The organism is Archangium lansingense (genome assembly GCF_026626635.1).
Classification (GTDB): Bacteria; Myxococcota; Myxococcia; order Myxococcales; family Myxococcaceae; genus Archangium; species Archangium lansingense.
In genome coordinates, this window is sequence record NZ_JAPNKA010000001.1 from 7,269,725 (window position 1) to 7,294,576 (window position 24,852).

21 protein-coding genes are annotated in these 24,852 nt (G+C 64.9%); 15 read left to right on the top strand and 6 right to left on the bottom strand.

The features are described 5' to 3' along the window. Positions 1-31 precede the first annotated feature (31 nt). Together OV287_RS29130 and OV287_RS29135 are read left to right on the top strand one after the other, a co-directional pair. Entirely contained in the window at positions 32-1,531 is a 1,500-nt protein-coding gene (locus OV287_RS29130; RefSeq protein WP_267537314.1) for an IS1182 family transposase, read from the top strand. Positions 1,532-1,662: 131 nt separating this feature from the next. Continuing rightward, entirely contained in the window at positions 1,663-2,118 is a 456-nt protein-coding gene (locus OV287_RS29135) for an immunity 26/phosphotriesterase HocA family protein (RefSeq protein ID WP_267537315.1), read from the top strand. Between the two features lie 23 nt (positions 2,119-2,141). Here the strand turns inward: OV287_RS29135 and OV287_RS29140 are convergent, their stop codons facing one another. The 5 genes from OV287_RS29140 to OV287_RS29160 all read right to left on the bottom strand — a co-directional run bounded on the left by OV287_RS29140 (position 2,142) and on the right by OV287_RS29160 (position 7,874). After that, positions 2,142-3,479, bottom strand: coding sequence for a Dyp-type peroxidase (locus OV287_RS29140; protein ID WP_267537316.1), 1,338 nt, complete (start codon positions 3,477-3,479; stop codon positions 2,142-2,144). Positions 3,480-3,493: 14 nt separating this feature from the next. Then, positions 3,494-4,507, bottom strand: coding sequence for a hypothetical protein (locus OV287_RS29145; RefSeq protein ID WP_267537317.1), 1,014 nt, complete (start codon positions 4,505-4,507; stop codon positions 3,494-3,496). Positions 4,508-4,537: 30 nt separating this feature from the next. Next, complete coding sequence (locus tag OV287_RS29150) at positions 4,538-5,065, bottom strand: hypothetical protein (protein ID WP_267537318.1); 528 nt, start codon at positions 5,063-5,065, stop codon at positions 4,538-4,540. A 222-nt stretch (positions 5,066-5,287) separates the two neighbouring features. After that, the gene (locus tag OV287_RS29155; RefSeq protein WP_267537319.1) at positions 5,288-6,010 is read right to left on the bottom strand and encodes an outer membrane beta-barrel protein; all 723 of its coding nucleotides are present in this window, start codon (positions 6,008-6,010) and stop codon (positions 5,288-5,290) included. Between the two features lie 88 nt (positions 6,011-6,098). Further along, positions 6,099-7,874: a glycoside hydrolase family 15 protein gene (locus OV287_RS29160; protein WP_267537320.1), complete on the bottom strand. Its 1,776-nt coding sequence runs from the start codon at positions 7,872-7,874 to the stop codon at positions 6,099-6,101. A 318-nt stretch (positions 7,875-8,192) separates the two neighbouring features. On the opposite strand from OV287_RS29160, the gene OV287_RS29165 reads away from it, so the two are divergent. From OV287_RS29165 to ppk2, 12 genes are all read left to right on the top strand, one after another. After that, positions 8,193-8,567: a DUF202 domain-containing protein gene (locus tag OV287_RS29165; RefSeq protein WP_267537321.1), complete on the top strand. Its 375-nt coding sequence runs from the start codon at positions 8,193-8,195 to the stop codon at positions 8,565-8,567. A gap of 224 nt (positions 8,568-8,791) precedes the next feature. Next, a complete protein-coding gene (locus tag OV287_RS29170; RefSeq protein ID WP_267537322.1) occupies positions 8,792-9,844 on the top strand; it encodes a 2-hydroxyacid dehydrogenase in 1,053 nt (350 codons plus the stop codon). 47 nt (positions 9,845-9,891) lie between these two features. Beyond that, complete coding sequence (gene pyk, locus OV287_RS29175) at positions 9,892-11,352, top strand: pyruvate kinase (protein ID WP_267537323.1); 1,461 nt, start codon at positions 9,892-9,894, stop codon at positions 11,350-11,352. 87 nt (positions 11,353-11,439) lie between these two features. Beyond that, positions 11,440-12,525: a zinc-dependent alcohol dehydrogenase family protein gene (locus OV287_RS29180; protein WP_267537324.1), complete on the top strand. Its 1,086-nt coding sequence runs from the start codon at positions 11,440-11,442 to the stop codon at positions 12,523-12,525. A 15-nt stretch (positions 12,526-12,540) separates the two neighbouring features. Further along, positions 12,541-13,518, top strand: coding sequence for a glucokinase (locus OV287_RS29185; RefSeq protein WP_267537325.1), 978 nt, complete (start codon positions 12,541-12,543; stop codon positions 13,516-13,518). A gap of 80 nt (positions 13,519-13,598) precedes the next feature. Next, positions 13,599-14,696 carry a 6-phosphofructokinase gene (locus OV287_RS29190; protein WP_267537326.1) on the top strand — a complete coding sequence of 366 codons (1,098 nt, stop codon included), beginning with the start codon at positions 13,599-13,601 and terminating at the stop codon, positions 14,694-14,696. A 246-nt stretch (positions 14,697-14,942) separates the two neighbouring features. Then, positions 14,943-16,529, top strand: a complete 1,587-nt coding sequence (locus OV287_RS29195; protein ID WP_267537327.1) for an efflux transporter outer membrane subunit — start codon at positions 14,943-14,945, stop codon at positions 16,527-16,529. Between the two features lie 10 nt (positions 16,530-16,539). After that, entirely contained in the window at positions 16,540-17,610 is a 1,071-nt protein-coding gene (locus tag OV287_RS29200; protein WP_267537328.1) for an HlyD family secretion protein, read from the top strand. 16 nt (positions 17,611-17,626) lie between these two features. Then, complete coding sequence (gene rbbA / locus OV287_RS29205; RefSeq protein ID WP_267537329.1) at positions 17,627-20,407, top strand: ribosome-associated ATPase/putative transporter RbbA; 2,781 nt, start codon at positions 17,627-17,629, stop codon at positions 20,405-20,407. Positions 20,408-20,409: 2 nt separating this feature from the next. Continuing rightward, positions 20,410-21,534, top strand: coding sequence for an ABC transporter permease (locus OV287_RS29210; RefSeq protein WP_267537330.1), 1,125 nt, complete (start codon positions 20,410-20,412; stop codon positions 21,532-21,534). A 243-nt stretch (positions 21,535-21,777) separates the two neighbouring features. Continuing rightward, the gene (locus OV287_RS29215) at positions 21,778-22,146 is read left to right on the top strand and encodes a thioredoxin family protein (protein WP_267537331.1); all 369 of its coding nucleotides are present in this window, start codon (positions 21,778-21,780) and stop codon (positions 22,144-22,146) included. Between the two features lie 15 nt (positions 22,147-22,161). Then, complete coding sequence (gene ppk2, locus OV287_RS29220) at positions 22,162-22,962, top strand: polyphosphate kinase 2 (RefSeq protein WP_267537332.1); 801 nt, start codon at positions 22,162-22,164, stop codon at positions 22,960-22,962. A 75-nt stretch (positions 22,963-23,037) separates the two neighbouring features. Here ppk2 and OV287_RS29225 read toward each other — a convergent pair whose 3' ends face one another. Further along, a complete protein-coding gene (locus OV287_RS29225; RefSeq protein WP_267537333.1) occupies positions 23,038-23,823 on the bottom strand; it encodes a hypothetical protein in 786 nt (261 codons plus the stop codon). A 255-nt stretch (positions 23,824-24,078) separates the two neighbouring features. Here OV287_RS29225 and OV287_RS29230 point away from each other — a divergent pair, with 255 nt between their 5' ends. Then, positions 24,079-24,837, top strand: a complete 759-nt coding sequence (locus OV287_RS29230; RefSeq protein ID WP_267537334.1) for a glutathione S-transferase family protein — start codon at positions 24,079-24,081, stop codon at positions 24,835-24,837. The last annotated feature ends 15 nt before the right edge of the window (positions 24,838-24,852 follow it).

Sequence of the window (24,852 nt, forward strand, 5' to 3'; positions counted from 1 at the left end):
AGGGAAGGAGAGTTCTGGTTGAAGGTGGAGGGTGAGCGCCACCACGACGAAGAAGCCGGAGCAGGCCGACCTGTTGAAAGTAGCCGCCAGCGAGAAGCCGGAGCGGGAGGAGGCGAAGAGCTCCGCCCGCTTCACCTCGCCGAGGCCGTTCCGGGAATGGCAACCGGAGCAGGGGCAGCTGCTGCCGCAGTACGCGCGGGAAGTGCTGGGAGAGGGGCACCTGGCGTGCTTCTTCGTCGACTTGAGGAAGGCGCTCGATTTCAGCCCGATTCTGAGCGCGTACACGAAGGAGTGCGGCCAGCCGGCCTACCACCCGGTGATGATGGCGCTGCTGCTCATGTACGCGTACGCGCGAGGCATTACGAGCAGCCGGGAGATTGAGCGGAGGTGTGAGACGGACCTCGCCTTCCGCTACCTGACGGGAGGAGAGAGGCCGGACCACGACACGGTGTGCACTTTCCGGGTGCGGCATCTGGAAGCCTTCCGGGCGCTCTTCGTGGACACGCTGAGGCTGGCGCGCAGCTCGGGGCTCAAGAAGCTTGGGCACCTGTCGGTGGACGGCACGAAGGTGAAGGCCAACGCCAGCAAGCACAAGGCCATGAGCTACGGACGGATGGAGGAGTGCATGAAGAAGCTGGACGAGCAGATTGACAGGCTGTTGGAAGAGGCAGCGGCGCTGGATGCCGAGGAGAACAAGCGCTACGGCAAGGGGCGGCGCGGAGATGAGCTGCCCGAGGAGCTGAAGGACCCCAAGAAGCGCGCCGAGCGACTGCGGGAGGCGGCGCGTCAACTGGAGGCGGAGAAGAAGCTCGAGCTGGCGGTGGAGAAGGAGAAGCGACGAGAGAAGATTGGCAAGGCCAAGGAGGACTTGGAGAAGGAGGCCAGGGAGAAAGCCGAGGCCAGGGGCGAGAGGCCGGAGGAGGCGAAACCTTCCGAGAAGGCGCAGCGCAACTTCACCGACCCGGAGTCACGAATCATGCCCAGGGGAGGCACCTTCCAGCAGTCCTACAACGCGCAGGTGGCGGTGGACGCGGACACGCAGCTGATAGTGGCGCAGGAGGTGGGGCAGAGCAGCAGCGATGCACGCCAGCTGTCCCCCATGGTGGAGCAGGTAGAGGCCAACACGGAGTTGGTGCCCGAGGAGCTGAGCGCGGATTCGGGCTACCTGTGCCAGCAGGACATTGAGAAGGTAGAGGCCAAGGGCGTGGAGTGCTTCATCGCCACCGGGCGCGACAAGCATGGGGAGGAGGCACCGCCGGCCCCAAGAGGGCGACGGCCGGCGGGCATGAGTTTCAAGGAGCGGATGAAGCGCAAGCTCTCGACGAAGCGGGGGCGCAAGGCATACGCGCGGCGCAAGGTGACGGCTGAGCCAGTGATTGGACAGGTAAAGAACGGAGTGCTGCCACGCTTCTCGCTGCGGGGCCTCACCAAGGTGCAAGGGGAATTCTCGCTGGCGTGCGCCGTCCACAACCTCAAGAAGCTGTGGAAGCAGGGCTGGGAGCTTCCCAGCCTTGCCGCGCAGGCCGCGTAGCGGCGAGGTCGCTGCGAGGCGGGCGACCATGGGCCACATCGGCCACGCCCCCAGTACCCGCCTGTGGTGCCATATGGTGTCTGCTATGCGCTACCGCACCGCTGGCTGATTCGCCGACAAGCTCCTAGGACATGCCGCCAACGCATAAACCAGGTTCATTTTGGAGAATCCCCCTCCCAGATGGCTCCTTCGGCTATGGAAGGGCTCTCGAATTGCATTTCGATGCCTTCTACAATTACAGGACCACCGAGCCGGACGCGGACCTGGACAGGATCGCATCCAAGCCCATCCTTTTCAGGATTATGGTCAAGTATCCATATCCGAAGTCATGGGAGCTCATTGGGTGGAGAGCGATTGAGGAGCGCCTGACACAACCCATTGTCCAATTCAACATGGAGGTGGGTCCACTCCGGCGCTGTTGGATTTTCGACAGCCTTGGCAATGAGAGAGAGGCGCCCCCCCAAGAATGTATTGGGCTCGAGCCAGCGGCTGTTTGGGAGTCCCACGGGGTCGAAGAACGTCTGCTCGATGCCTTCATGGGGCGGCCCAACGACAGTTTAGTGCGCATGTGGAAGGAGTTGGAGTAGTAGAGCGCCTGTCGTCGGCCCCTTCAGGTCCGAAGGTCCGCGAGCCAGCGCAGGGCGCGCAGTCCGGGCATGAAGCCGTACTCACCGCCCCGGGTGACGACGAACCGCGGCAATCCCTGGAGGCGTCTCGGAATCGGCCGGCGTGGGATGGAGAAGGTTCCAGCCCCGTCGTTGGCCCCGGCAACGGGATCCATCACGTTCCCCAGCCCGAGGAAGTCACCACTGTTGACCCACTCAGACTGGACGAACTCGAACTGCCGGCCCAGGTGCGTCCCGAGGAAGGCGAACATCAATCCCCGGTCGGCGCCGTCGTCCTCGATGACGCCTTCCGGAAGCAGGGGGCCGTAGGCGGTTCCGCGGCGGATCATCCGGTGCAAGCGGACGACGCCGGCCACGGAAGCGTCTCGCGGATTCGCCCGCCGGATGTGCGAGCCGGGGGGAGTCACATATCCCGTCGGGTCCTCCCGCCGGTAGAGGAAGTCATTGTTGCGGCGAGGGTCGGCACCCAGCTCGGGGGCGTCATGGAACGGGCAGAGCGCCAGGGGGGCGCCGCTGCGCCAGCGCCCCATTAGCTTGGCCGCGAGGAGCTCCTCATCCTCGGGGCTGGAGGAGTGGGCCTTCAGGTACTGACGGAACGCCGCCACGCGCTGATGCAGCTTGCGGAAGGCGACGTACGTCCCGTTGCGCCCCAGGACCTCGGGCTGGGGCAGCGGGGGGAAGCCACCCATCTCGTCGCGGTAGCCGAGGACGAACTCCCCGGCCTTCAATGGCTCCTCCCGGGAGTTGGTCCCAGGAATGCCGCTCCCCGCGATGGCCGGGTGGCTGATGCCATCCCGGAACCCGAAGGGCTCCCGCTCGGTGGGCAGCGCATGGCAGTCCTGGCGCCAGATCGCCTCGACCCCGTCCAGTTCCTCGAGCGCCTGGCGCGCGCGAGCGAGCGCCGTTTCCAGAGGTTGCGTGTCCGGCGCGACGGCCACGAGCACGACGTGGACGTCCGGCGTCCCGAGTGGCTTCTCCCAGTTCTCGGGGCTGCTCTCGCCCGTGTCTCCCAGCGCCCTGGCGCGTGCGGCCATCCCCTGCCTGAACTCCCACGCGAAGCTGTCGAGCGAAGCCTGGGGGACCCCCAGCGCCTTCAGTCCGTGGAACGTGAGCGCGACACTCAGCCAGGTATCGCTTGCCGGGCTGCGCGGGTTGCTCGCCGAGGCCACCGCGGTGCTCAGTCGGCGCATCAGCTCGCGCCCCGCCTCGCGGTCGTCGATCCGGAGCAGGATGTAGGTCGCCGCATACGGAGAGGGCCGGGGGCGGAGGGTCCCGCTCTGGATGTCATCCAACTCGAGAGGTGTGTCCGCGACCTCGCTCATGGACCCTCCTTGCTTCAGTGCGCCGTGGCGATGTTCCTCCAGAAGCGCTCCAGGCTCTCGTCGTGGCCGAACAGGGTGCTGAAGACCGTGGAGTCGGCCACCAGCACATCCCCACCCCGGTCGCCGCCCGGCGGCATCCAGACGAGCGCATTGAACTCCTGGTTCCCAGCCAGCGTGAACGGATGCGGCCTGGACGTGTCGATGGGCTGCCTGGCCAGGACATGGACGGCCTTCGTCGCCTCGTCCGTCACGGCGTAGTGCGGCAGGTGCTGGTGGAAGTTGAAGTTCGTGACTCCCGCGAGCCAGCCGCGCGTATCCAGCTCCCTCATCACCGTCAGTGGAGCAATCCGACGGCTTTCCTTCATCACCGCGGGGCGGAGACCGTGCCGATTCTCGACGGGGATTCCGAGCCCCCGCATCAGCGAGCGGGTGTACCGTCCAAACCGCTGCTGGCGGGGCACCAGCGCGTCGCCATGGTGGGCATACTCCATGGTGCGCTCCTGCATCTCCGGCGAGGCCCCGACGTCGTGGTGGGGGCCGATGATGAGGCAGGTGCCCTCGCGCTCGAGGAAGTTCCTGACGGCCTCGATCTCCTCCGGGGAGGCCTCCTGCTCGGTGACCATGTGGTCCAGCCCGAAGACCAGCAACGTGTCGGCGTCGGCGAGAACCCGCTCGTCGAGCGGCAGCCTGAAGCCTGCCTGATCGACGCGCTGGAACACGGGGACCTCGTGCCCGGTGGTCTCCCGGATGACCTGCTGGAACCGCACCCAGGCCCAGAAGAACAACTCCAGCGAGCCCGCGATCCCCTGCTGGAACATCAACGGGTCCGCGAACCTCGGTAACTCATAATCGGGCCAGAGCACCCGGCGGACCTCGGTCATGGTCGAGTAGCGGTTGTCCATCTCGGTCACATCCCGGTTGGCTTCGCCCGGGTAGCTCCAGGAGATGTAGACGCTGACGCGGCGCCGGCCCTGGACGTACTTCCGCGGCACGTGCTCCTGGTTGTAGGTCCGCGCGGGTTCGCTCATCACCGTGTCCTCTCTGCGGGTCCCTCCGCCTCACTGCATCTGTTCGAGCATGTCGGAGAGGGCGGCCTTGACCTTCAAGGCCTTCTTGATCTCGTCGGCGGTGACATACGGATACTCTCCGTATTCCAGGAAGCTCGGGCACTGGTGCGCCCGGACGAACTTGATGAACGCCTCGGGGTTCGTCTTCCAGTCCATGGGGAAGCCTTCGAGGCTCTCGAAGACCGTGTCGACGCCAGCCTTCTTGAAGAGCTCGATCGCGTCCTCGGTGTACTTGTCGAAGTCGGTGTCGAAGATGCCCTGGTACATGAACCGCGTGTCGTTGTCGAAGAGCACCCAGCGCAGGTAGTGGAGCTTGAGGGGCGCGAGCAGCTCGGAGTCACCCTCCAGCGCCTTCGCGAGCTTCTGCCCATATGCACGGATGGTTCCCGCCGTCCCCGGTTTGATGTTCGCGATGATGGTGAATCCGTAGCACGCCGGAGTCCTCGGCCAGACGGGGCCGTATTTTCCGACTTCCCACGCGTCATCATGTTTCGGAATCGCGACCGCCGCTGGTTTCATACCGGGAACGGTGGGGGTGTGGTCGGTGTGGGTCAAGGCGTGACGTGGCAGCATCGAGGCGGGCGCTCGGCCTGCGGCTCCTTCCTGGCCACTCCTCAAGCGCCACGCTCGCCTCCTCCGCGCGAAGCCGTGCGCCAACACTCCACGCTCATGCCGATTTCGGCTGAAGTTCACGGCTCGCCGCCCGCCCCTCCCCGGAGGGCACGGGCGGCGCCGCTGCCTTTAGAAGCGCAGACCGAGCACGAGGGGCACATACTGGCCATCCGCCTTGCGGGGGCCCGCCGCTGTGTCGATGTTGCCGCTGAAGATGTAGTGGTAGCGGCCTTCCGCGTAGATGCGGAGGGGGCCTCCGAAGAGCCTCAGGCTGACGCCAACGCCCACGTTGAGGCCGAAGTCCGTCCTGCTCCGCGAGCCGAGCACCTCTTCGACCGGCACGGCCGTCGAGTAGCAGACGTACAGCCAGGGATCGCAGTACGGCACCACGCCCACGCCCGCGAACTCGGTGATCTCCACCCGCCGGTAGTAGACGCCGGGCCCGCCCAGCACGTAGATGCCGAAGGGACGGGCGGGCAGCACGTTGAAGACGGCGTTGAGGTCCCAGTACTGCATGATGTGGTCGCCGTCGACGCCAGCCGAGGACAGGACGTCGTCCTGAACGTCGTAGCCGCTGTAGAGGTACTCGCCCTGCACGCCCAGGTGCTTGGTGATGTTGTACGTCACCCCGAACTGGAAGGCGCCACCCGTCTGGAAGCGGCCGCCCGCGTCGGAGATGGGGAAGCTCACTCCACCTCCGATGTTGAAGCCCACGCGCGGGACGAGCGTCTCGTGCTCCTCGCCGGTACTGACGAAGGTCGGGGGCACGTCCGAGCCTTGCGCCAGGGCGGGCTGGGCGCCCGTGAGCAGCATCAGGCCCACGGCCGCGGCCATTCCGGAAAACAATCGCATATCGTTCCTCCTCCCTGAGGGTAGGTACCGGGTAGGTGCCGGTCCCAGCAGACCTCGAGGGTAGGAGGAGCGTTGGAGGTACGACGGTTCACGAGATGGGTGACGTGGCGCCGGACTCGGCCGATGTCAGGATATAGGCAGCGTTGACCAGCGTGAGGTGCGTGAACGCCTGCGGGAAGTTTCCGATCTGGACCTTCGCGCCAGGCAGGTACTCCTCCGCGAGCAGGCCCACGTCGTTGCGCAGCCCGGCCACCTTCTCGAAGAGGTTCTCCGCTTCCTCCTGGCGCCCCATCAGGTGGTAGGTGTCCACCAGCCAGAAGGAGCATGGGAGGAAGACCCCCTCCTCTCCGCTCAGTCCGTCCACCCCCTCCTCCGTCCGGTACCTCAGGACGAGGCCTTCCGGCATCAGCTCCTCTTCGACCGCCTTCACCGTTCCGACGACACGGGGATCACTCGCCGGGAGGAAGCCGGTCAACGGGATGAAGAGCAGACTCGCATCCACGCCCTTCGAGCCGTAGTACTGGGTGAAGGTGTTGCGCTGCCGGTCAAAGCCCTTGTCGCACACATCGTCGAAGATCTCTTGCCGCAGCTTCCTCCACGGGGCCGGGTCGTCGGGGAGCTTGTACTCCTCGATCATGCGCACCCACCGATCGATCGCCGCCCATGCCGACACCTTGGAGGCGGTGAAGTGGTGCTTGGGCCCCCGCATCTCCCAGATGCCGTGGTCGGGGTGCATCCAGGCCTTGGCCACCCGAACCGCGTTCTCGCGCATGGCGACCGTCGCCTGCTCCGTGAGCTTCCCGCCCGCCTGCAGGTAGAAATACAGCACGGCCGCGAACTCACCGAGCACGTCCAGCTGGAACTGGTTGTAGGCGCCATTCCCGATCCGGACCGGGCGTGCCCCCTGATAACCCGGCAGCCAGTCCAGGACGACCTCCGTGAGGCGCCGTTCGCCTCGAATCCCGTACATGATCTGCAGTTGCTCCGGTGCGCCACCGATTGCCTCCGCCAGCCACCCGCCGAAGGCCCGGGCCTCTTCGAGCAGGCCCGCCCGGATGAAGGCATGCAGGGTGAGCACCGAATCCCGGACCCAGCAGAAGCGGTAGTCCCAGTTGCGCTCGCCCCCTGGCGTCTCCGGGAGGCCGAAGGTCGGTGCGGCGACGATTGCCCCGGAGGGGCGGTAGGTGCACGCCTTCAGGGTCAGCAGCGAGCGCACCACCAGCTCCTCATGGCCCTTGGGGGCACGGATCTGTGAAGCCCACTTCTCCCAGAAAGTCTCCGTGTCGCGCAGTGCTTCTTCCGGGTCGATGGGGGGCGGCGGATCGTGATACGGACGCGCCCAGGCGAGCACATAAGGGAGCCGCTGCCCTTTCGAGATGGTGACTTCGTGCTGGTAGGTGGGAGCTCCCGGGCCCGAGCCTCCGCGCAGGTAGAGCGCGTCCGGCCCCGCGATGGCGGCTTCGCTGCCGTCTGACCGCTTCACCCGGGGAACCGTCAGCCCATTGGCGAACCGGGGACGCAGGTCGAAGCGCATGGGCACCGAGCCGCGGATGCCCTCGATGATGCGAATCACGTACGGCGCGCCTTCGCGGATGGGCATGAAGTCGATCACGCGCACCACGCCGTCCTTGGTCTCGAAGTCGGTCTCCAGGATCATCGTCCTGCCGCGGTAGCGGCGCGTCACGCCGAGCACACGGCCGGAGGGGGCGATCTTCCATCGGCCATGCTCCGGCGTGCCCAGCAGCGCGGCGAAGCAGGCGTCCGAGTCGAAGCTCGGCAGGCACATGAAGTTGATCGAACCATCGCGCGCGACAAGCCCGGCCGTCTGCAGGTCCCCGATAAGGGCGTGGTCGGAAATGCTCATGGAGGGTTCGGACTGTTCACTCGTTCCCCAGCCCACCTGATCCAGAGTCCTCGTCCCAGGTGCCTGCGTCTGTTCCATCTGTTCCATCTCCGGCTCCTTTCAGCATTGTCCCCCGCTTCAACCTGCGTGCAGGAGGGGATCGGCACAACCGACACCCGTTCAGCCGGCCCGGGGAGCGGCCCTGAAAGCTCAAATGGTGAGCAGGGTTCCGATCGCTGTGCCTACCGCCCTGGAGGGTCTCGTATTTGTCAAAACGTGACCGTCTCCTCGACGGAACCGGGGCCCCCGTGCGGTGCCCGTGCAACGCTGGGCTCTCGCATGGATACCTCCTCTCAGCCTTCGACCGACAAGCCCTCCCAGTTCACGCTCGAAAACACCCACATGGCGGCGACGCGGACCCTGCTCTCGATGGTAAGGACAGGAGCGGCAATCTCAGGCGGTGGCGCGCTCGTCACCGAATTGCTCGTCAAGGGATGGCCACGCTGGGTGGTGCTCACCCTCTCCTCCGCCTTCGTCATCCTTGGTTACGCGCTGATGTGGTCGGCATTGAAGAAGGGCCGGCAGTTGCGGGTGCGGCTCGAGCGCGAGCAGCCCGGAGAGGGATTTCTCCTCCCACTCGGAGAGGTCACGGTCTGGACGGCGACCCTGCAGATTCTGATCGTGACAGTGCTGGTGCTCTACATCCTCGGCTGACGAAGGAACGCCCTTCGAGGGCTTGGCCGGCCACCCGGCACTACCTGCCCCGCGTCAATAATTCCTCCCGGGGTGGCCATCGGCACAGGCGTTATCTACCTTCAGTGACGTACCGGCCCGCCACCGAGGACACGGAATATCAGCGCGGGCCTCGAACGTCGCCCGGCTTGTCGAACACAGCGGGGGGCGGGCTGTCGGGCGCCGGTTTGAATGGAGGCATGGACATGCTCACCGCTGTCTATGACACAAAGCCTTACGACAAGGAGCATCTGCTCGCGGCGGCTTCTCGGGACACGCTCCAATGGCAGTTCTGGGACTTCCGGCTCAGCGCCGAGACCGCGCGGACCGCGAGCGGGGCCCAGGCCGTCTGTGTTTTCGTGAACGACGCGATAGACCGGCCGTGCCTGCAAACGCTCGGTGAGCTGGGCGTGAAGCTGCTGGCCCTCCGTTGCACGGGGTACAACAACGTTGACCTCAGCGCCGCACAGGAGGCGGGCATCACTGTCACTCGCGTGCCCGTGTACTCCCCCTACGCCGTGGCCGAGCACGCAGTGAGCCTGCTGCTGACGCTCAATCGGAGGATTCACCGCGCATTCAACCGCGTACGCGAGCAGAACTTCTCGCTGAACGGCCTGGTCGGCTTCGACTTGCACGGCAAGACGGCTGGGATATTCGGCACCGGCAAGATCGGCCGCATCACCGCCCAGATCCTGCGCGGCTTTGGCATGCGCATCCTGGCCTTCGACGCGTTCCCAGCGTCCGAGTGGGCACGGCAGAATGGCGTGGAGTACGTCGACGCCAGAACCCTCGCTCACGAGAGCGATGTCATCTCGCTCCACATTCCGCTGACGCCCGAGACCCGGCACATCATCCGCGATGAAACCCTGGAGCTGATGAAGCCGGGGGTCATCCTGATCAACGTGAGCCGCGGCGCCCTGATCGACACCACCGCGCTGATCGCCGCATTGAAGGCCGACAAACTGGGCGGCGTGGCGCTGGACGTCTACGAGGAGGAGGAAGGCGTCTTCTTCGAGGACCTGTCCGGTCAGGTGCTCCAGGACGATGAGCTGGCGCGGCTCCTGACGTTCCCCAAGGTCCTGGTCACCGCCCACCAGGCGTTCCTGACCCAGGAGGCCCTGAACGACATCGCCCGGACGACGGTGGCGAACCTGGAAGCCTTGAACGCGGGCCGTCCCTTCGTCGACGGTTCCGTGCTGACCGAAGGCCGCCCCCTCGTCACCAGCTCCGTGCTGACCGAGGGTCCTGCTGTCCATTAGCGGAGCGGAGTTTCGGGAAACCCTGTCCGATTCAAGCTGGAGGCTCCATGTCTCTCCCTGACCAGAAGACCAAAATCGTTGCGACGATCGGACCGGCGTCCGACAAGCCCGAGGTGCTCGAGCGGATGATCGCCGCCGGGTTGAACATCGCACGGCTGAACTTCTCACACGGCGATTTCACGTCGCACGCCGCGACGATTGCCCGCCTCCGGGCGGCGGAGAAGGCCGTGGGACGCCCGGTCACCATCATGGCGGATCTGCCCGGACCCAAGATGCGGATCGGCAAGATCGACCCGGAGCCGATCAACCTCGTGGCGAACGACCGCTTCACCTTGACCACGGAGCAGATCACCGGCAACGCGAAACGCGTCTCGATGAGCTTCGAGAAGCTGCCGAAGGTGGTCAAACCCGGCGACCGCCTGTTCCTGAACGATGGGCTGGTCCAACTCGTCGTCGAGCGCGTGACGGGCAACGACGTGGAGTGCGTGGTGGCGGTGGGCGGCGAGCTTCGTTCCCGCAAGGGGCTGAATCTCCCGGGGATCCACCTGGGAATCAGCGCCTTCACCGACCGGGACCACGCCTGCCTCAACTTCGCCCTGGAGCACGGCGTGGACGCTGTCAGCCAATCCTTCGTGGAGACGGCGGCGGACATCGGGGTTGTGCGCGAGGCGGCCGCCGCGCGCGGGAAGCAACCCTTCATCATCGCCAAGATCGAGCGCGCTGGCGCCATCCAGCACATCGAAGAGATCCTGGCCGCCGCTGACGGAATCATGGTGGCGCGCGGAGACCTGGGCGTCGAGGTGCCAATCCAGGAGGTTGCATTGCTCCAGAAGCAGCTGATCGCCATGGCGAACCTCGCGGGCAAGCCGGTCATCACCGCCACGCAGATGCTCGAGTCCATGGTGTCCAGCCGCCTCCCGACGCGCGCGGAGGCTTCGGATGTGGCCAACGCGATCCTCGATGGCACCGACTGCGTCATGCTGTCCGCCGAGTCGGCCATGGGCCTCTATCCGGTGGAGGCCGTCGCGATGCTGGCGAACATCGCGGCCACGACCGAGGCGAAGCGCCCGGCCAGCCGGCTTGTCCACCTGCGGGCGGACTCCCCCGGCTACAAGGCGACGACGGCGGCGGAAGCCATTTCGTCGGTCGTGGAAGACGCGCTGCAGACAGCCCCGTGCGCGGCGGTAGTGGTGCCGACGCAGAGTGGGACGACCGCCCGGATGATCTCCCGGTTCAAGCCAGAGGTGTGGGTGGTCGCGGTGACCAGCGACCCGGAGGTCTGCCGTGGCCTAGCCTTCTCTTACGGGGTGCTGGCCGTCCTGCAACCGGACGAGCCGGCGGACTGGCAAAGGTTTTCGCTGGACTGGGTCCGCCGGCAGCAGGTCGCCGGACCGCTGGTCATGCTCGTCTCGGGGCCCTCGAAGAGCGACCCGCGGGCGAACTACCGCCTCGAGTTCATCAATACCGGCGAGCGGGTCTCCGCGTCTGGAGTGGAAGCTCTGCAATGACAGGTTCGACCCCCGCAAGCTCGTACCACTCGTCATCGCGGAGGGCCGTCCCTAGTTTCATCGAGAACTCTTCGGGGAGCACGAGCCATGGCACAAGCAGTCACCCGGCAACGAGAAGAGGCAATGCGGGGCGTGATCCTGCCGGGCAACAGGACGGTGGACTTCAGGGAAATCCCCATCCCCCAGCCGCAGCACGGACAGGTGCTGGTCAAGGTGATGGCCTCGGCCATCTGCGGCAGCGACATCCGCGCCATCTATCGGGCTCACATCGGAGAAGGGGCCGAGCGCTACACCCCTGGCATGATCGCCGGACACGAGCCTTGCGGGCAGATCGCGGCGGTCGGACCGGGTTGTCAGGCACTGAAGGTCGGCGACCGCGTGTCTGTCTATCATATCAGCGGCTGTGGGGTCTGCGACGACTGCCGCCACGGCTATCAAATCAGTTGCACCAGCCCGGTGCGGGCGGCGTATGGCTGGCAAAGGCACGGAGGCCATGCACCGTGGATGCTGGCGGACGAGCGCGACTGCATCCCGATGCCCGCGAGTCTGACATACGTTGACGGCGCCATGTGCGCTTGCGGTGTCGGTACCGCATGGGAGGCCCTGACGCGGATAGGCGTCAACGGCGGCGACGCCCTGCTGATAACTGGCCTGGGGCCGGTCGGCATGGGCGTGGCGATGCTGGGCAAGGCGTTGGGAGCCAACAAGGTCATTGGGACAGAAATGTCGGCGATGCGGCGAAAAATGGCCCTGGACCTCGGCCTGGTCGACGAGGCCCTGGACGTGGATGACAAAACGCTGGCCCGGATCAAGGACCTCACCCGCGGCCGGGGATGCGAAGCCAGCATCGATTGCTCGGGGAGCGCAGGGGGGAGATTGCTGGCCCTGCAAGGCACGCGGCAGTGGGGGCGATGCGCGTTCGTCGGTGAAGGCGGCAAGATTGAGTTCGATGTCTCGCCATTGCTGATTCATCCGCAGATCACGTTGTTCGGGTCCTGGGTGACGTCGCTCAAGCATATGAGCGATCTCCTGGACCACCTCGACCGATGGGGGCTGCACCCGGAGAAGATCTGCACGACCCGCTTGCCGCTGAGCGAGGCGGCGCGCGGCTACAAGATGGCCGACCAGGGCGAGGCCGCCAAGGTGTGCTTCGTTTTCGACGGCGGAGTTTGAGAGGAGCAACGCCGTATGCTGGTACTTGCCGGAGATGTAGGCGGAACGAAGACCGCGCTCGCCTTGGCGCAAGGCGGAACCATCATCGAGCGGCGCGTCTTTCCGAGCGCCGCGTACACGAGCCTCGAAGCACTGGTGAGCGAGTTCCTGGGCCAGCGGGGCAAGGAAATCTCGCGGGCGTGCTTTGGCATCGCCGGTCCGGTGAGTGAGGACAGCGTCCGGACCACCAACCTGCGCTGGGTCGTCGAGGCGAGGAGCCTCGAACGCACCCTCAGGGTGCCGCGCGTCACCCTGGTCAACGATTTTCATGCCCTGGCCATTGGGATTACCGTTCTGCCCGCGTCCGACCTCGCCGTCCTGAACGACTCGCCGTCGGATCCCAAAGGGCCGTGGGTGTTGATCGGCGCTGGGACCGGGCTCGGAGAGGCGGTAGTCGTCCACACGGGGAACGGCTACGAGGTGATCGCCTCCGAAGGCGGCCATACGGACTTCGCGCCACGAAACGAGCTGGAGATCGATCTGCTGAGGTTCCTGTTGAAGAGGCACGAGCGCGTCTCCTATGAGCGGATCATCTGCGGGCGCGGGCTGGTGGCGCTCTACGAGTTCATGCGTGGCCGCTCTCCCGAGGCCGAATCCTCCGCGGTGCGCGAGGAGATTGCCCGCTCGTCCGGCGACGCCGCCCCGATCATCTCCGGCCACGGGCTCGCCGGCGACGACCCACTCTGCACACAGGTGCTATCGCTGTTCGTCTCCATCTACGGCGCGGAAGCGGGGAATCTCGCGCTCAAGGTCGTGGCGCGCGGCGGGGTCTTCATCGCGGGAGGAATCGCCCCGAAGATCCTGCCCAAGCTCCTCGACGGAACCTTCCGCTCCTCCTTCGTCGCCAAGGGCCGGCTCAGCCCCCTGCTCGAGGCGACACCGGTGAAGGTCGTGCTCAACAGCGACGCCGGACTGCTCGGCGCAGCGGCGCTGGCGGCCCGCCTTGCCCTCTAGCCGCCGGTAAGCCCTTTCCTTGTCCAAGGAGGGGACGATGGCCAACATGAACAGTGGCTGACATGAAGGGGAGGCAGGGCATGCTTGACCCCAAAAGAATCAAGCGAATCGCAATCAATACCGGAGGCGGTGACGCGCCGGGTCTCAACGCCGTCATCCGAGCGGCCACCCTGGCGGCGATCGAACGCGGCTGGGAGGTCTACGGCATCCGCCACGGCTACCGCGGCCTCATCGACACCAAGGAGCTCATCCCGCTGACCCGCGACACCGTGCGCGGTATCACGCACCTGGGCGGCACCATCCTGGGCACCGCCAACAAGGGCAACCCCTTCGAGTATCCCATCCAGACACCGGAGGGCGTACGGCTCACCGACATCTCCGACAAGGTGGTCGAGAACTTCCGCGCGAAGCAGCTCGACGCGCTCATCTGCATCGGCGGAGACGGCTCGATGCGCCTCGCGCAGAAGTTCATCAAGAAGGGCATCCCCATCGTCGGAGTGCCGAAGACGATCGACAACGATCTCTCGGGCACGGTGACGACGTTCGGCTTCGACACCGCGGTGAGCACGGCAACCGACGCCATCGACAAGCTGCACTCCACCGCCGAGGCGCACGAGCGGGTGATGGTCGTCGAGGTGATGGGCCGGTACGCGGGCTGGATCGCCCTGGCTTCGGGCGTCGCCGGGACCGCCGATGTCATCCTCATGCCGGAGATCCCGTTCGACCTCGAGAAGGTCTCCGAGAAGGTCATGCAGCGCGAGCGCGCCGGCCGCCACTTCTCCATCGTGGTGGTCGCCGAGGGCGCCACGCCCAAAGGTGGACAGTTGATGGTCCGCGGCCCCAAGGAAGCGGGCCGTGAGGTCCTGCTCGGCGGCATTGGCCAGTATGTCGCCGAAGAGATCACGCGAAGGACGGGCAAGGAGACGCGCAGCCTGGTGCTCGGGCACTTGCAGCGTGGCGGCGGCCCCACGACTTTCGATCGACTCATCGCCTTGCGCTTCGGCGCCGCGGCGGTGCGCACCCTCGCGGAGGGGCAGGTCGACGTGATGGTCGTGCTCGACCCTCCAACGGTGAGGAGCATCCCACTCGCCTCGGCTATTGAACGAATGAGAACCGTGCCGCTCGACAGCGACACCGTTCTCACCGCGCGAGCGTTGGGAATCAACCTGGGCGACTGAACCCCTGGGCAGGCCTCCCGCTGGGCGCGGAGTCACAGAAGCCTGTCGCGCTTCTGCATATTTGGAGATTCAGGACGCTCGCATGGCCAGGCATGGCGGGTGGTGGACACAACCTCGGGCCGGGAGAAACAGGTTCTTGCATGCACGAACAGCCACGGGCAAATGTCACCGTGGGGGAGAAGGCAGACCTATCCGGGCGTGATCGCTGACACACCCACCCTACTCCCACCACAGGGGGATTCAGGTATGCGCGGTCACGTCGGTGCCAGACAAGCGAAGTCCAGGGGGGTTTCCTCCTTCTTCCGCGCGGCACCAATGCTCGTCGTCTTGGTGCTCGGCGGGTGTACCACCGTGGGTCCCGATTTCAAGAGGCCCGAAGTCGCATTGACCGAGAACTGGGGCGCGAAAGGCGACCCGCGGATCGCCACCCAGGCCGCCACCGACAGCCAGTGGTGGAAAGCATTCAATGATCCGACACTCAATCACCTGGTCGAACTCGCCTACCAGCAGAACCTGCCCTTGCAAGTCGCTGGCCTGAGAATCGTGGAGGCGCGTGCGCGGTTGGGCGTCGCCACCGGTCAGCAGTATCCGCAAGTGCAGGCAGCCTTCGGCAACGTGACGGCGCAGGGAATCAGCAAGAACGCAGCCAATGTGTCCGGTCTCGACACCCACTTCGTCGATTATCAGGTGGGGTTCGATGCAGTCTGGGAGTTGGATTTCTGGGGCAGATACAGACGGGGCGTGGAAGCGGAAAGCGACAACCTGCTCGCGTCGGTCGCCGACTACCACTCCGCCCTCGTCTCGCTGACAGCGGAGGTCGCGCGAACCTATACCGTGATTCGGACCTTCGAAGTGCTCATCGAGCAAGCCCGCGAGAACGAAAGAGTTCAGCAGGAGGGCCTGCAGATTGCCGAGTCTCGCTTCCGCAACGGCGCGACCTCGGAGCTCGACGTGACCCAGGCCACCACCCTCCTGGAAAGTACCCGGGCCACCATCCCCCAGCTTCAAATCGGGCTGCAACAAGCCCGCAACGCCTTGAGCACCCTGCTGGGGCAACCGCCGGGCATGATCGACGAGCTGCTCGCGGGACCCCGGGACATTCCACAGGCCCCAGCACTCGTCGCCATCGGCGTGCCCGCGGAGATGCTGCGGCGGCGTCCCGATATCCGCGCCGCCGAGCTCATCGCCGCCGCGCAGTGTGCCCGAGTCGGCGTCGCCAAGGCGGACCTGTATCCGTCGTTCGTCCTGTTCGGCTCGGTCGGACTTCAGGCAACCAGCGGCGCAGGTGGATCCTTCAATCTGGGTGACAGCTTGTTCTATTCCATCGGCCCTCGGATTCGTTGGCCCTTCTTCAATTACGGACGCATCAAGAACGGCGTCCGCGTCGAGGATGCACGCCTTCAGCAGTTGCTCGTGGGTTACCGCAACGCCGTGCTCCTGGCGGCTCAGGAGGTGGAGAACTCCCTGGCCGGCTATCTCAATGCCCAGGAGACCGTGGTCTTCGAACAACGGGCCGTGAGTGCCGCCCAGAGGTCGGTGGTGCTCTCCGTCGTGCAATACCGGGAAGGCGCGGTGGACTACCAGCGCGTGCTCGACGCGCAACGCTCACTCTTGCAGCAGCAGACCAACCTGGCGCAGGCGCGTTCATCGGTCGCGACCAGCTTGATAGCCCTCTACAAGGCGTTGGGCGGAGGGTGGGAGTCGAGCCAGGACCAGCCCGTCGTCGCGGAGCCCACGCTGGACGAGATGAAGCAACGGACCAACTGGGGCGAGATGCTCTCACAACCAAGCGCGCCTGAAACCAAGAAGTCCCCAGAGCCCGCGAAGCACTAGAGGGTCGACCGTGTCCAAGATTCTTTCGAAGAAGGGTGTCAAGTGGCTCCTGGTGGTGGGCGTCGTCGCGGTGGTTGCGCTCTTCGGCTTCCGGTACTGGAAGGGGAAGCAATCCGCGTTGCCAGACGGGATCACCTCGGGGAACGGCCGGCTGGAGGCGAAGCTCGTCGACGTGGCCGCCAAGGAACCGCTTCGGGTCCTCGAAATCCTGGCTGACGAAGGTGCTGTCGTCCAACCCGGTCAGGTGCTGGTGCGGCTGGACACCACCACCCTTCTGGCGCAACTGGCCGAGGCCCAGGAGAGCATCGCGGCTGCCCAGGAACGACTGGCGTTCTCCAGGGCCTCCATCGTCAAGCAGAAGAGCGAGATCGAGCTCGCCGAGATCGAGCTCGAGCGTTCCCGTCGATTGGTCAAGGAAGGAGCTGGCTCGCGGCGGGAGTTCGACGTCCGCAACGCGAAGGTGGAGACGGCCAAGGCCACCCTCGCGGAAGCGGAGGCGATGCTGCAGACCTCCAAGCAACAGGTGGAGGTGGCTCGAGCAAGCGCGGCGACGATTCAGACGCGCATTGAAGATGCGACACTGAAGTCCCCCGTTCTCGGAAGAGTCCTCTATCGCCTGGCCGAACCCGGCGAGGTCCTCGCCGCCGGCGGAAAGGCGCTGACGTTGGTGAACCTGGAGGACGTCTACATGGAGATCTTCCTCCCTTCGGAGCAAGCAGCCAGCGTGGCGATTGGGGCCGAAGGGCGGATCACGCTCGATTACGCACCCGACCGCGCCGTCCCGGGAAAGGTCAGTTTCGTGTCCCCGGAGGCCCAGTTCACTCCCAAGCAGGTCGAGACGCGCAGCGAGCGGGAGAAGCTGATGTTCCGCGTCAAGATTCAGGTGCCCAGGGAATTGGCGAGCCAATACGTCGAGAACATCAAGACAGGCGTTCGAGGTGTCGGCTACGTCAAGACCAACCCCTCCGCAGCCTGGCCTAACTGGCTTCAGAATCTCGTCGCCCCCGCACCGGGAAAGCAGCCCGCTCCTTCACCAGGAGCGCAGCCCGAGCCTGGAACGGGAGGCTCATCCGGTGGGTAACCCTGGAGACTCAGCCATGGTCTCATCCGCGTCTTCCCTCGGGCAAGGCAACAAGCCGGTTGTTTCCGTCAAAGACGTGACCCACCGCTATGGCAAGGTCGTGGCGCTCGACGGAATCTCCCTCGATATCCCTAGCGGCATCATGGCGGGCATCGTGGGCTCTGATGGCGTCGGCAAATCGACGCTCATGGCGCTGATCGCCGGCTCCAAGGAGATACAGGACGGGAATGTCACCGTCCTCGATGGCGACATGCGGGACGTGCGACATCGGCGCGCCGTTGGCCCAAGGGTCGCGTACATGCCTCAGGGCCTTGGAAAGAATCTCTATCTCGAGCTCAGCGTCCACGACAACGTCGATTTCATGGCGCGCTTGTTCGGGTTGTCGGCCCAAGAGCGTGAGCACCGGATCAAGGAGCTGCTCAATGCCACCGGGCTTGGCCCGTTTCCCGAGCGTCCGGCTGGCAAGCTCTCGGGCGGAATGAAGCAGAAGGTGGGTCTCTGTGGCGCCCTGGTCCACGAGCCGGACCTCCTCATTCTCGACGAGCCCACCACTGGCGTGGATCCGCTCTCCAGGCGCCAGTTCTGGGCGCTCATCGACGAGATCCGGGCGGGACGCCCCAGCATGAGCGTCATCATCTCCACCGCCTACATGGACGAGGCGCAGAACTGGGATTGGATCGTGGCGATGGACGCTGGGCGCGTGCTGGCGACGGGGTCACCTGCCGAGCTGATGGAGCGGACGCGCACGAAGGATCTGGAGCAATGCTTCATCGCCCTGCTCCCGGAAGAAAAGCGGCGGGGGCACACCGCGCTGTCGATTCCGCCCCGGGTTTCCGGCACGTCCGAGATTGCCATCGAAGCCAATGGCTTGACGATGCGCTTTGGCAACTTCACCGCGGTCGACCACGTCACCCTGTCGATCGAACGCGGAGAGATCTTCGGCTTCCTCGGCTCCAACGGCTGTGGAAAGTCCACGACCATGAAGATGCTGACCGGGCTTCTGCCGCCCACCGAGGGGACCGCGAAGCTCTTCGGCAAATCGGTCGAAGCCGGCAGCATGGAGGTGCGCGAGAACCTCGGATACATGACGCAGGCCTTCTCGCTCTACGGCGAGCTGAGCGTGCGCCAGAACCTCGCCTTGCATGCCCGCCTGTATCACCTTCCACCCGAGAAGGCGAAAGCCCGCATCGAGGAGCTGGTCCAGAGATTCGGACTGGGCGCGCACCTCGATGCGTTGGCCGAGGCTCTGCCCATGGGGTTGCGCCAGCGGCTTTCCCTGGCCGTCGCCGTTCTGCACGATCCCCAGATATTGATCCTGGACGAACCGACCTCGGGCGTCGACCCCGTCGCCCGGGACAGCTTCTGGGAGCTGTTGATCGATCTCTCACGCAAGCAGGGCGTGACGATCTTCGTGACAACGCACTTCATGAATGAAGGGATGCGCTGCGATCGCATCTCCCTCATGAACGCGGGAAAGGTGCTGGCCTGTGACGCGCCACAGAAGCTGATTGAAGCCCGAGGGGCATCCAACCTGGAGACGGCCTTCATCGGCTACATGGAAGATGCGATTGCCGACGCCGCGTCACGTCGCGAAGCTCCTGTCCAGGAAACAGCGGCGGAGAAGGCGGCTCCAGCGCCGTCGCCACCGCCGGAGCAGTCCGGCCTCCGGTTGCGCGTTGGGCGGATGCTTGCGTACACCCGCAACGAGACGATGCAGATCCTTCGCGATCCCATTCGATTGACGTTTGCATTCCTGGGTTCGGCGCTGCTGATGCTGGTCTTCGGCTTTGGGATTACCACCGACGTCGAGCGCATCCGCTATTCATGGCTCGACCTCGATCAGTCTCCCGATAGCCGGACGTATCTCAATCAATTCGCGGGGTCGGACCGGTATTTCTCCGAGACTCCGCCGGCCCACTCGGACGAGGAAGCCTTCAGGCGCCTGCAGTCGGATGACATCTCGGTCGTCCTCGAGATCCCGCCCAACTTCGGTAGGGACTTCCGCCGCGGCGTTGGCCCGGAAATCATGGCACAGGTGGACGGAGCCATGACGTTCCGCGGAGATACGGTCGAGCAATACGTCCAGGGAGTCCACAATTCCGCGCTGCGAGATCCCGCCAGTGGACTGCAGACGGCCGATCCCCAGAAGGGCCAGGCCGACATCGAAGAGCGGTACATGTACAACCCGACGTTCCAGAGCATCTACTCCATCGTGCCGAGCGTCCCCGCGCTGCTGCTGCTGTTGATACCGGCGATTCTCATGTCGGTCAGCATCGTGCGTGAAAAGGAGTTGGGCTCGATGATCAATTTCTATGTCACCCCGACCGGGAGGTTCGAGTACCTGCTGGGGAAGCAGCTCCCGTACATCGCGATCGGCATGCTCAACTTCCTCATCCTGACGCTCCTGGCGCTGCTCGTGTTTGGTGTCCCCATCAAGGGCAGCTTCTTGATGTTGATGCTCTGCACGTTGCTGTACGTCACGGCGACCACGGGCCTCGGGATGATCACGTCGATATTCACGAGCAGCCAGGTCGCGGCCGTCTTCGTGACGGCCATTCTCACCATCGTGCCGACGATCCAGTTCTCCGGCCTGCTCCAGCCCGTCTCGACGCTCGAGGGGAGCGCCGGGTTCATCGGTTCGATCTGGCCGGCCTCCTACTACATGCACACGAGTGTGGGGGCCTATACCAAGGGCCTCGGCGCTTCCCTCTTGATGAGGGACATTGCCTTCCTGGCCTGCTGCATTCCGATCTTCTGGGCGATCAGTGTCGCTGGCTTGAGAAAGCAGGAGAAGTAGCTGTGAAAGCACTGCTGAACATCTTCTGGCTTGGGCTGAAGGAAATCCGCAGCTTGACGAGCGATCTCGTGATGGTCGCCTTCGTCATCTATGCGTTCAGCTTCGCGATCTATGTCCAGGCGACAGGGACTTCGAGCGAGGTCAACAACGCATCGATTGCCTTCGTGGACGAGGACGGTTCGGCCTTGTCCAAGGAGCTGTTCAACGCTTTCTATCCACCGCGGTTCAAGTTTCCGGAGAACATCTCGGCCGATGAAGTCCAGGGGACGATGGATAGGGGCCAGTACATGTTCGTCGTCGTGATCCCGCCCCACTTCGAGCATGACCTTCGCGCCGGGCGCAATCCGGCCATCCAGGTGAACATCGACGCGACCGCCATGCAGCAGGCCGGCATCGGCGCCGGCTACATCAAGAACATCATCAACGACCGGGTCTCGTCCTTCCTCTCGCGCACGGAAGCCTCGCCCATCAAGCCCGTCAACCTCGTCGTTCGCAAGCTGTTCAACCCGAACGGAGTCTCTTCGTGGTTCAAGAGCGTGGTGGCCATCATCAATCAGATCACGCTCCTGACGGTCGTTCTCACGGGCGCCGCGGTGATCCGCGAACGCGAACATGGAACGCTGGAACACCTGCTCGTGATGCCGCTGAGCGCGTTCGAGATCGCGATGGCGAAGGTGTGGGCCAATAGCCTCGTGATTCTCATCGCAACCGGGGCGTCGCTCTTCCTGGTCGTGCGGATGGCACTGAAGGTTCCGTTCGCCGGTTCGATCGTCCTGTGGTTTATTGGGGTCGTCCTCTACCTGTTCTTCGCGACGGCGCTCGGAATATTCCTGGGTACGGTCTCACGGTCGATGGCCCAGTTCGCGCTGTTGATCACACTGGTGATCCTCGTGCTGATGCTTCTTTCAGGCGGGAGCACACCCGTGGAGAGTCAGCCGAAATGGCTGCAGTACCTCACCTATCTCTTACCTGCGCGGCATTTCGTCAGCTTCTCGCAGGTGATCATCTATCGCGGCGGCGGCTTGAGCGCGGTCTGGAGCCAGTTCCTGATGGTGGGTGCGATAGGTATGGGGTTCTTCGTGTACAGCCTGGCGCTGTTCCGGAAATCCATCGCGGCGGCCAAGTAGGCCCCGGGCCGGCTAGGAGCTTGTCGGAGAATCGCCGAAAAACGACTCCTACATACCAACCATAGCGGTGTGTTTGAGTCGCACTACCCCTCATGTAGTGGGTAGCCGAGGTATTCCGACAGGCTCCTAGCCGGGAGGCTCCAGTCGACGCGCCAATCGTCTGGCAGCCTTCCCACAGGGCAGGCCCACCTGCCTTCGAGGCCCCACTGGCACTCTTCTGGAAGTAGACACAAGGTGAGAGACATGGCGACCATCGAGATTGGCAAGGACAACTTCAAGGACATCGTGTCGAAGGAGGGAATCGTCATCCTCCATTGGTGGGCCGACGAGTGTGGCCCTTGCCACTCCTTCGCTCCCATCTTCGAGCAGGCCAGCGAGCAGTACCCGGACATCCGCTTCGGGACGATCGCCACCGAAAAGGAGCGAGAGCTGACCGACGCGTTCGCGGTCCGCTCCCTCCCCACGGTGATGGCCCTCCGCGACGGCTTCATGCTTTTCGAGCGGGTGGGAGCGCCGTCGGCAGCGGAGCTCGAAGAGCTCATCCGTCAGGTGCTCGCACTGGATATGAACGAGGTCCGCCAGCGGGTCGTGGAGCTTCGGGCGCAGCAATAACTGCGGAATCAGGCCATGGCAACTGTCACGCACTCGGAACCCCTGAAGCGCAAGGCCTATGAAAAAGAACTTCGCAAGCTCCAGGCCCAGCTCTGCCTGCTTCAGGATTGGGTCAAGCAGGAGGGGTTGCGTGTCATCGTGGTCTTCGAAGGGCGGGACGCCGCGGGCAAGGGCGGCACGATTCGCGCCATCACGGAGCGCGTGAGTCCCCGGGTGTTTCGAGTGGTGGCCCTGCCGGCTCCCTCGGACCGGGAAAAGACCCAGATGTTCCTCCAGCGGTACGTGCCCCTTTTCCCCGCGGCGGGCGAAATCGTGATCTTCGACCGCAGTTGGTACAACCGGGCGGGGGTCGAGCTCGTGATGGGCTTCTGCACTCCCGAAGAGCACAAACGCTTCTTGAAAGGCTGCCCTGTCTTCGAAAAGTACATGGTCGAGAGCGGAATACTCCTGCTGAAGATCTGGCTCGAGGTCGGCATGGAGGAGCAGCAGAGGAGATTCGAAGCACGGATCGAGGACCCCCTTCGGCAGTGGAAGCTGAGCCCGATGGACGTCGAGTCCTGGACACGCTGGTACGACTACTCCCATGCGCGTGACATGATGTTCGCCGCGACGGACATGCCGTATGCGCCCTGGTTCATCTTGCGGTCCGACGACAAGAGAAGGGCGCGGCTCAACTGCATCCGCTTCCTGCTGGACAAGATTCCCCACAAGAAAGTGAAGCGCGCCAAGGTCAAGCTGCCCCGCCGTTCCAAGCGTGGGGCCTATGACGATGGCGCTTCGCTCGAGGGGAAGAATCGCATCCCCGAAAGGTACTGAGCGTCCCCCTCCTGACAGGGCCCGGAGTGTTCTCCGGGCCCGTCCGTCAGGAGCCGCTCCAGGCCGGGCTTCCGGTCACGGGCAGTCGAGCTGGTAGCTCTTCTTCTCTCCGTCGGGAGCGGTCACGTCGACGGTCGAGGTGCCGTTGAACTCCGTGGTGAAGGTGCCCTTCGTGCTCTCCACCGTCGCCTTGCCCGCGGAGGGGCACTGGTTCTCACAGCGCTGGAAGCCGGTGACGGTCGCGGTGGTGGTCACATCGCCGCGGGTGCTACCGCCTTGGCCATTCATGGTCACGCACCCGCTCCCCTGCTCCCAGGTCATGGTGATCTGCTCGTTCCGGGAGTCCGTCAGGTCCGGAGATCGGCTGCGCGACGTCATCGTCACCACTCGCTGGGTGCCCGAGCGCGTGGCGACCGCGTTCACCTCGAGGACATAGGGGCGTCCACCAGCGGTCAGGTCCGTAGAGGTGGCGTTGAGGTTGAGCTGGCCGTTGCTCTCCGAGAGCTCGAGCCGCACGGCGCCGGAGACCGACTTCAGCCCGAAGGCGCCAGAGCAGTTGTTGAAGTTGTAGGTCACCGTGGAGCCCGAGGCCATCGCCCCCGCACACCCGGCAGGGGTGAAGTACGTGTCTGCCCGGTCTGCGATCGCCGTCGCGGCCGCGTTCAGATCGACCTGCGCCGTGACCGGGGCGGAGAAGTAGTAGACGCCGTAGGGATCGACCCAACTGTAGGCGTAATATGCATCGTAGCCGTACCAGTATGGGTCGTAATAGGCGTAGTCGTAATAGTAGGGGTCGTAGTAGGTGTAGCACCCCGTCATTGCCATCGCGCAAAGCGAGGCCATTGCCGTGAAGCGTTTCATCTTGTTGGCTCCTTACTGAAGGTAGAGCCCCCAGCACCCGCGCGCCTTCGAGGATTCCGAGGCGAAGGCTGCAACAAGGGCGTCTATTCGTCTTGTGTACACAAGTAAGATAGGGAGCGGGCTCGGGGCCGTAACGGGCCCCATGGAATGAGAGCCCTGTTGGCCTGGAGACGGCGCAACGGCATACGACCTGGGGCTCCGCCTCTCCGCCCTACTTGTTGCCATGGGGCAAAACTGCGAGGAAAGTCACCCGTCATGCAAACACTAGTGGGCCTGGGCTACTCCGGTTGGACCGAGAAGGCACGCTGGGCGATGGATCACCATCGCCTGGCTTATCAGTACCGCGAGCACATACCGCTCCTGGGCGAGTTGCGCCTGAGGCGTCATGCGCCCCCCGGGGGACGCGGCTCCGTACCGCTCCTGGTGGAGGACTCGGGCGCCACCATGGGCTCCTATGCGATCGCACAGCGGGCCGAGCGTGAGGGCCAAGGCGCCCCACTCTTCCCCGCGGCGTCGCTCCCGGAGATCGAGCAATGGGAGCAGCGAAGTGACGCGATCCTGCGCGTGGGGCGCGCATACATGGTGCAGCGGCTCATGGAGTTCCCCGACGCCCAGGTCGAGAGCCTGCCCCCGTTCATCCCCACGTGGGCACGGGGTTCGATGAAGCCCATGGCGCGAATGGCGGCGAGCTTCCTCGCGAGCAAGCATGAGGCGGCGGCGGACCCGGAGGCCGCCCTGCTCGCCACGGTCGTGCCAGGCCTGGAGCAGCTGCGTGCGGCGCTTCAGGGCAGACGATTCCTCACCGGCACGTTCTCGTACGCGGACATCACCATGGCGGTGACACTCCAATTCATCCGGCCCGTGGCTGAGGACTTCATCCCGTTGGGGCCTGGCCGGAGGAAGGCCTGGTCCCACCCGGCCCTCGCGGAGCGGTTCGCGGACCTGCTCCGCTGGCGGGAGCAGCTTTACGCCGAGCATCGCCCCGCGCACGGAAGCGCGCAGAAGACGCCCTGACTCCGCTGCTCCTGG

Bases quoted from the DNA above. Each gene is read 5' to 3' on its own strand.
- OV287_RS29190 (WP_267537326.1), top strand. From the start codon at position 13,599: ATGCTTGACCCCAAAAGAATCAAGCGAATCGCAATCAATACCGGAGGC.
- rbbA (WP_267537329.1), top strand. From the start codon at position 17,627: ATGGTCTCATCCGCGTCTTCCCTCGGGCAAGGCAACAAGCCGGTTGTT.
- pyk (WP_267537323.1), top strand. From the start codon at position 9,892: ATGTCTCTCCCTGACCAGAAGACCAAAATCGTTGCGACGATCGGACCG.
- OV287_RS29230 (WP_267537334.1), top strand. From the start codon at position 24,079: ATGCAAACACTAGTGGGCCTGGGCTACTCCGGTTGGACCGAGAAGGCA.
- OV287_RS29180 (WP_267537324.1), top strand. From the start codon at position 11,440: ATGGCACAAGCAGTCACCCGGCAACGAGAAGAGGCAATGCGGGGCGTG.
- OV287_RS29155 (WP_267537319.1), bottom strand. From the start codon at position 6,010: ATGCGATTGTTTTCCGGAATGGCCGCGGCCGTGGGCCTGATGCTGCTC.
- OV287_RS29140 (WP_267537316.1), bottom strand. From the start codon at position 3,479: ATGAGCGAGGTCGCGGACACACCTCTCGAGTTGGATGACATCCAGAGC.
- OV287_RS29145 (WP_267537317.1), bottom strand. From the start codon at position 4,507: ATGAGCGAACCCGCGCGGACCTACAACCAGGAGCACGTGCCGCGGAAG.
- OV287_RS29195 (WP_267537327.1), top strand. From the start codon at position 14,943: ATGCGCGGTCACGTCGGTGCCAGACAAGCGAAGTCCAGGGGGGTTTCC.
- OV287_RS29150 (WP_267537318.1), bottom strand. From the start codon at position 5,065: ATGAAACCAGCGGCGGTCGCGATTCCGAAACATGATGACGCGTGGGAA.
- ppk2 (WP_267537332.1), top strand. From the start codon at position 22,162: ATGGCAACTGTCACGCACTCGGAACCCCTGAAGCGCAAGGCCTATGAA.
- OV287_RS29185 (WP_267537325.1), top strand. From the start codon at position 12,541: ATGCTGGTACTTGCCGGAGATGTAGGCGGAACGAAGACCGCGCTCGCC.
- OV287_RS29135 (WP_267537315.1), top strand. From the start codon at position 1,663: ATGCCGCCAACGCATAAACCAGGTTCATTTTGGAGAATCCCCCTCCCA.
- OV287_RS29170 (WP_267537322.1), top strand. From the start codon at position 8,792: ATGCTCACCGCTGTCTATGACACAAAGCCTTACGACAAGGAGCATCTG.
- OV287_RS29160 (WP_267537320.1), bottom strand. From the start codon at position 7,874: ATGAGCATTTCCGACCACGCCCTTATCGGGGACCTGCAGACGGCCGGG.
- OV287_RS29215 (WP_267537331.1), top strand. From the start codon at position 21,778: ATGGCGACCATCGAGATTGGCAAGGACAACTTCAAGGACATCGTGTCG.
- OV287_RS29225 (WP_267537333.1), bottom strand. From the start codon at position 23,823: ATGAAACGCTTCACGGCAATGGCCTCGCTTTGCGCGATGGCAATGACG.
- OV287_RS29165 (WP_267537321.1), top strand. From the start codon at position 8,193: ATGGATACCTCCTCTCAGCCTTCGACCGACAAGCCCTCCCAGTTCACG.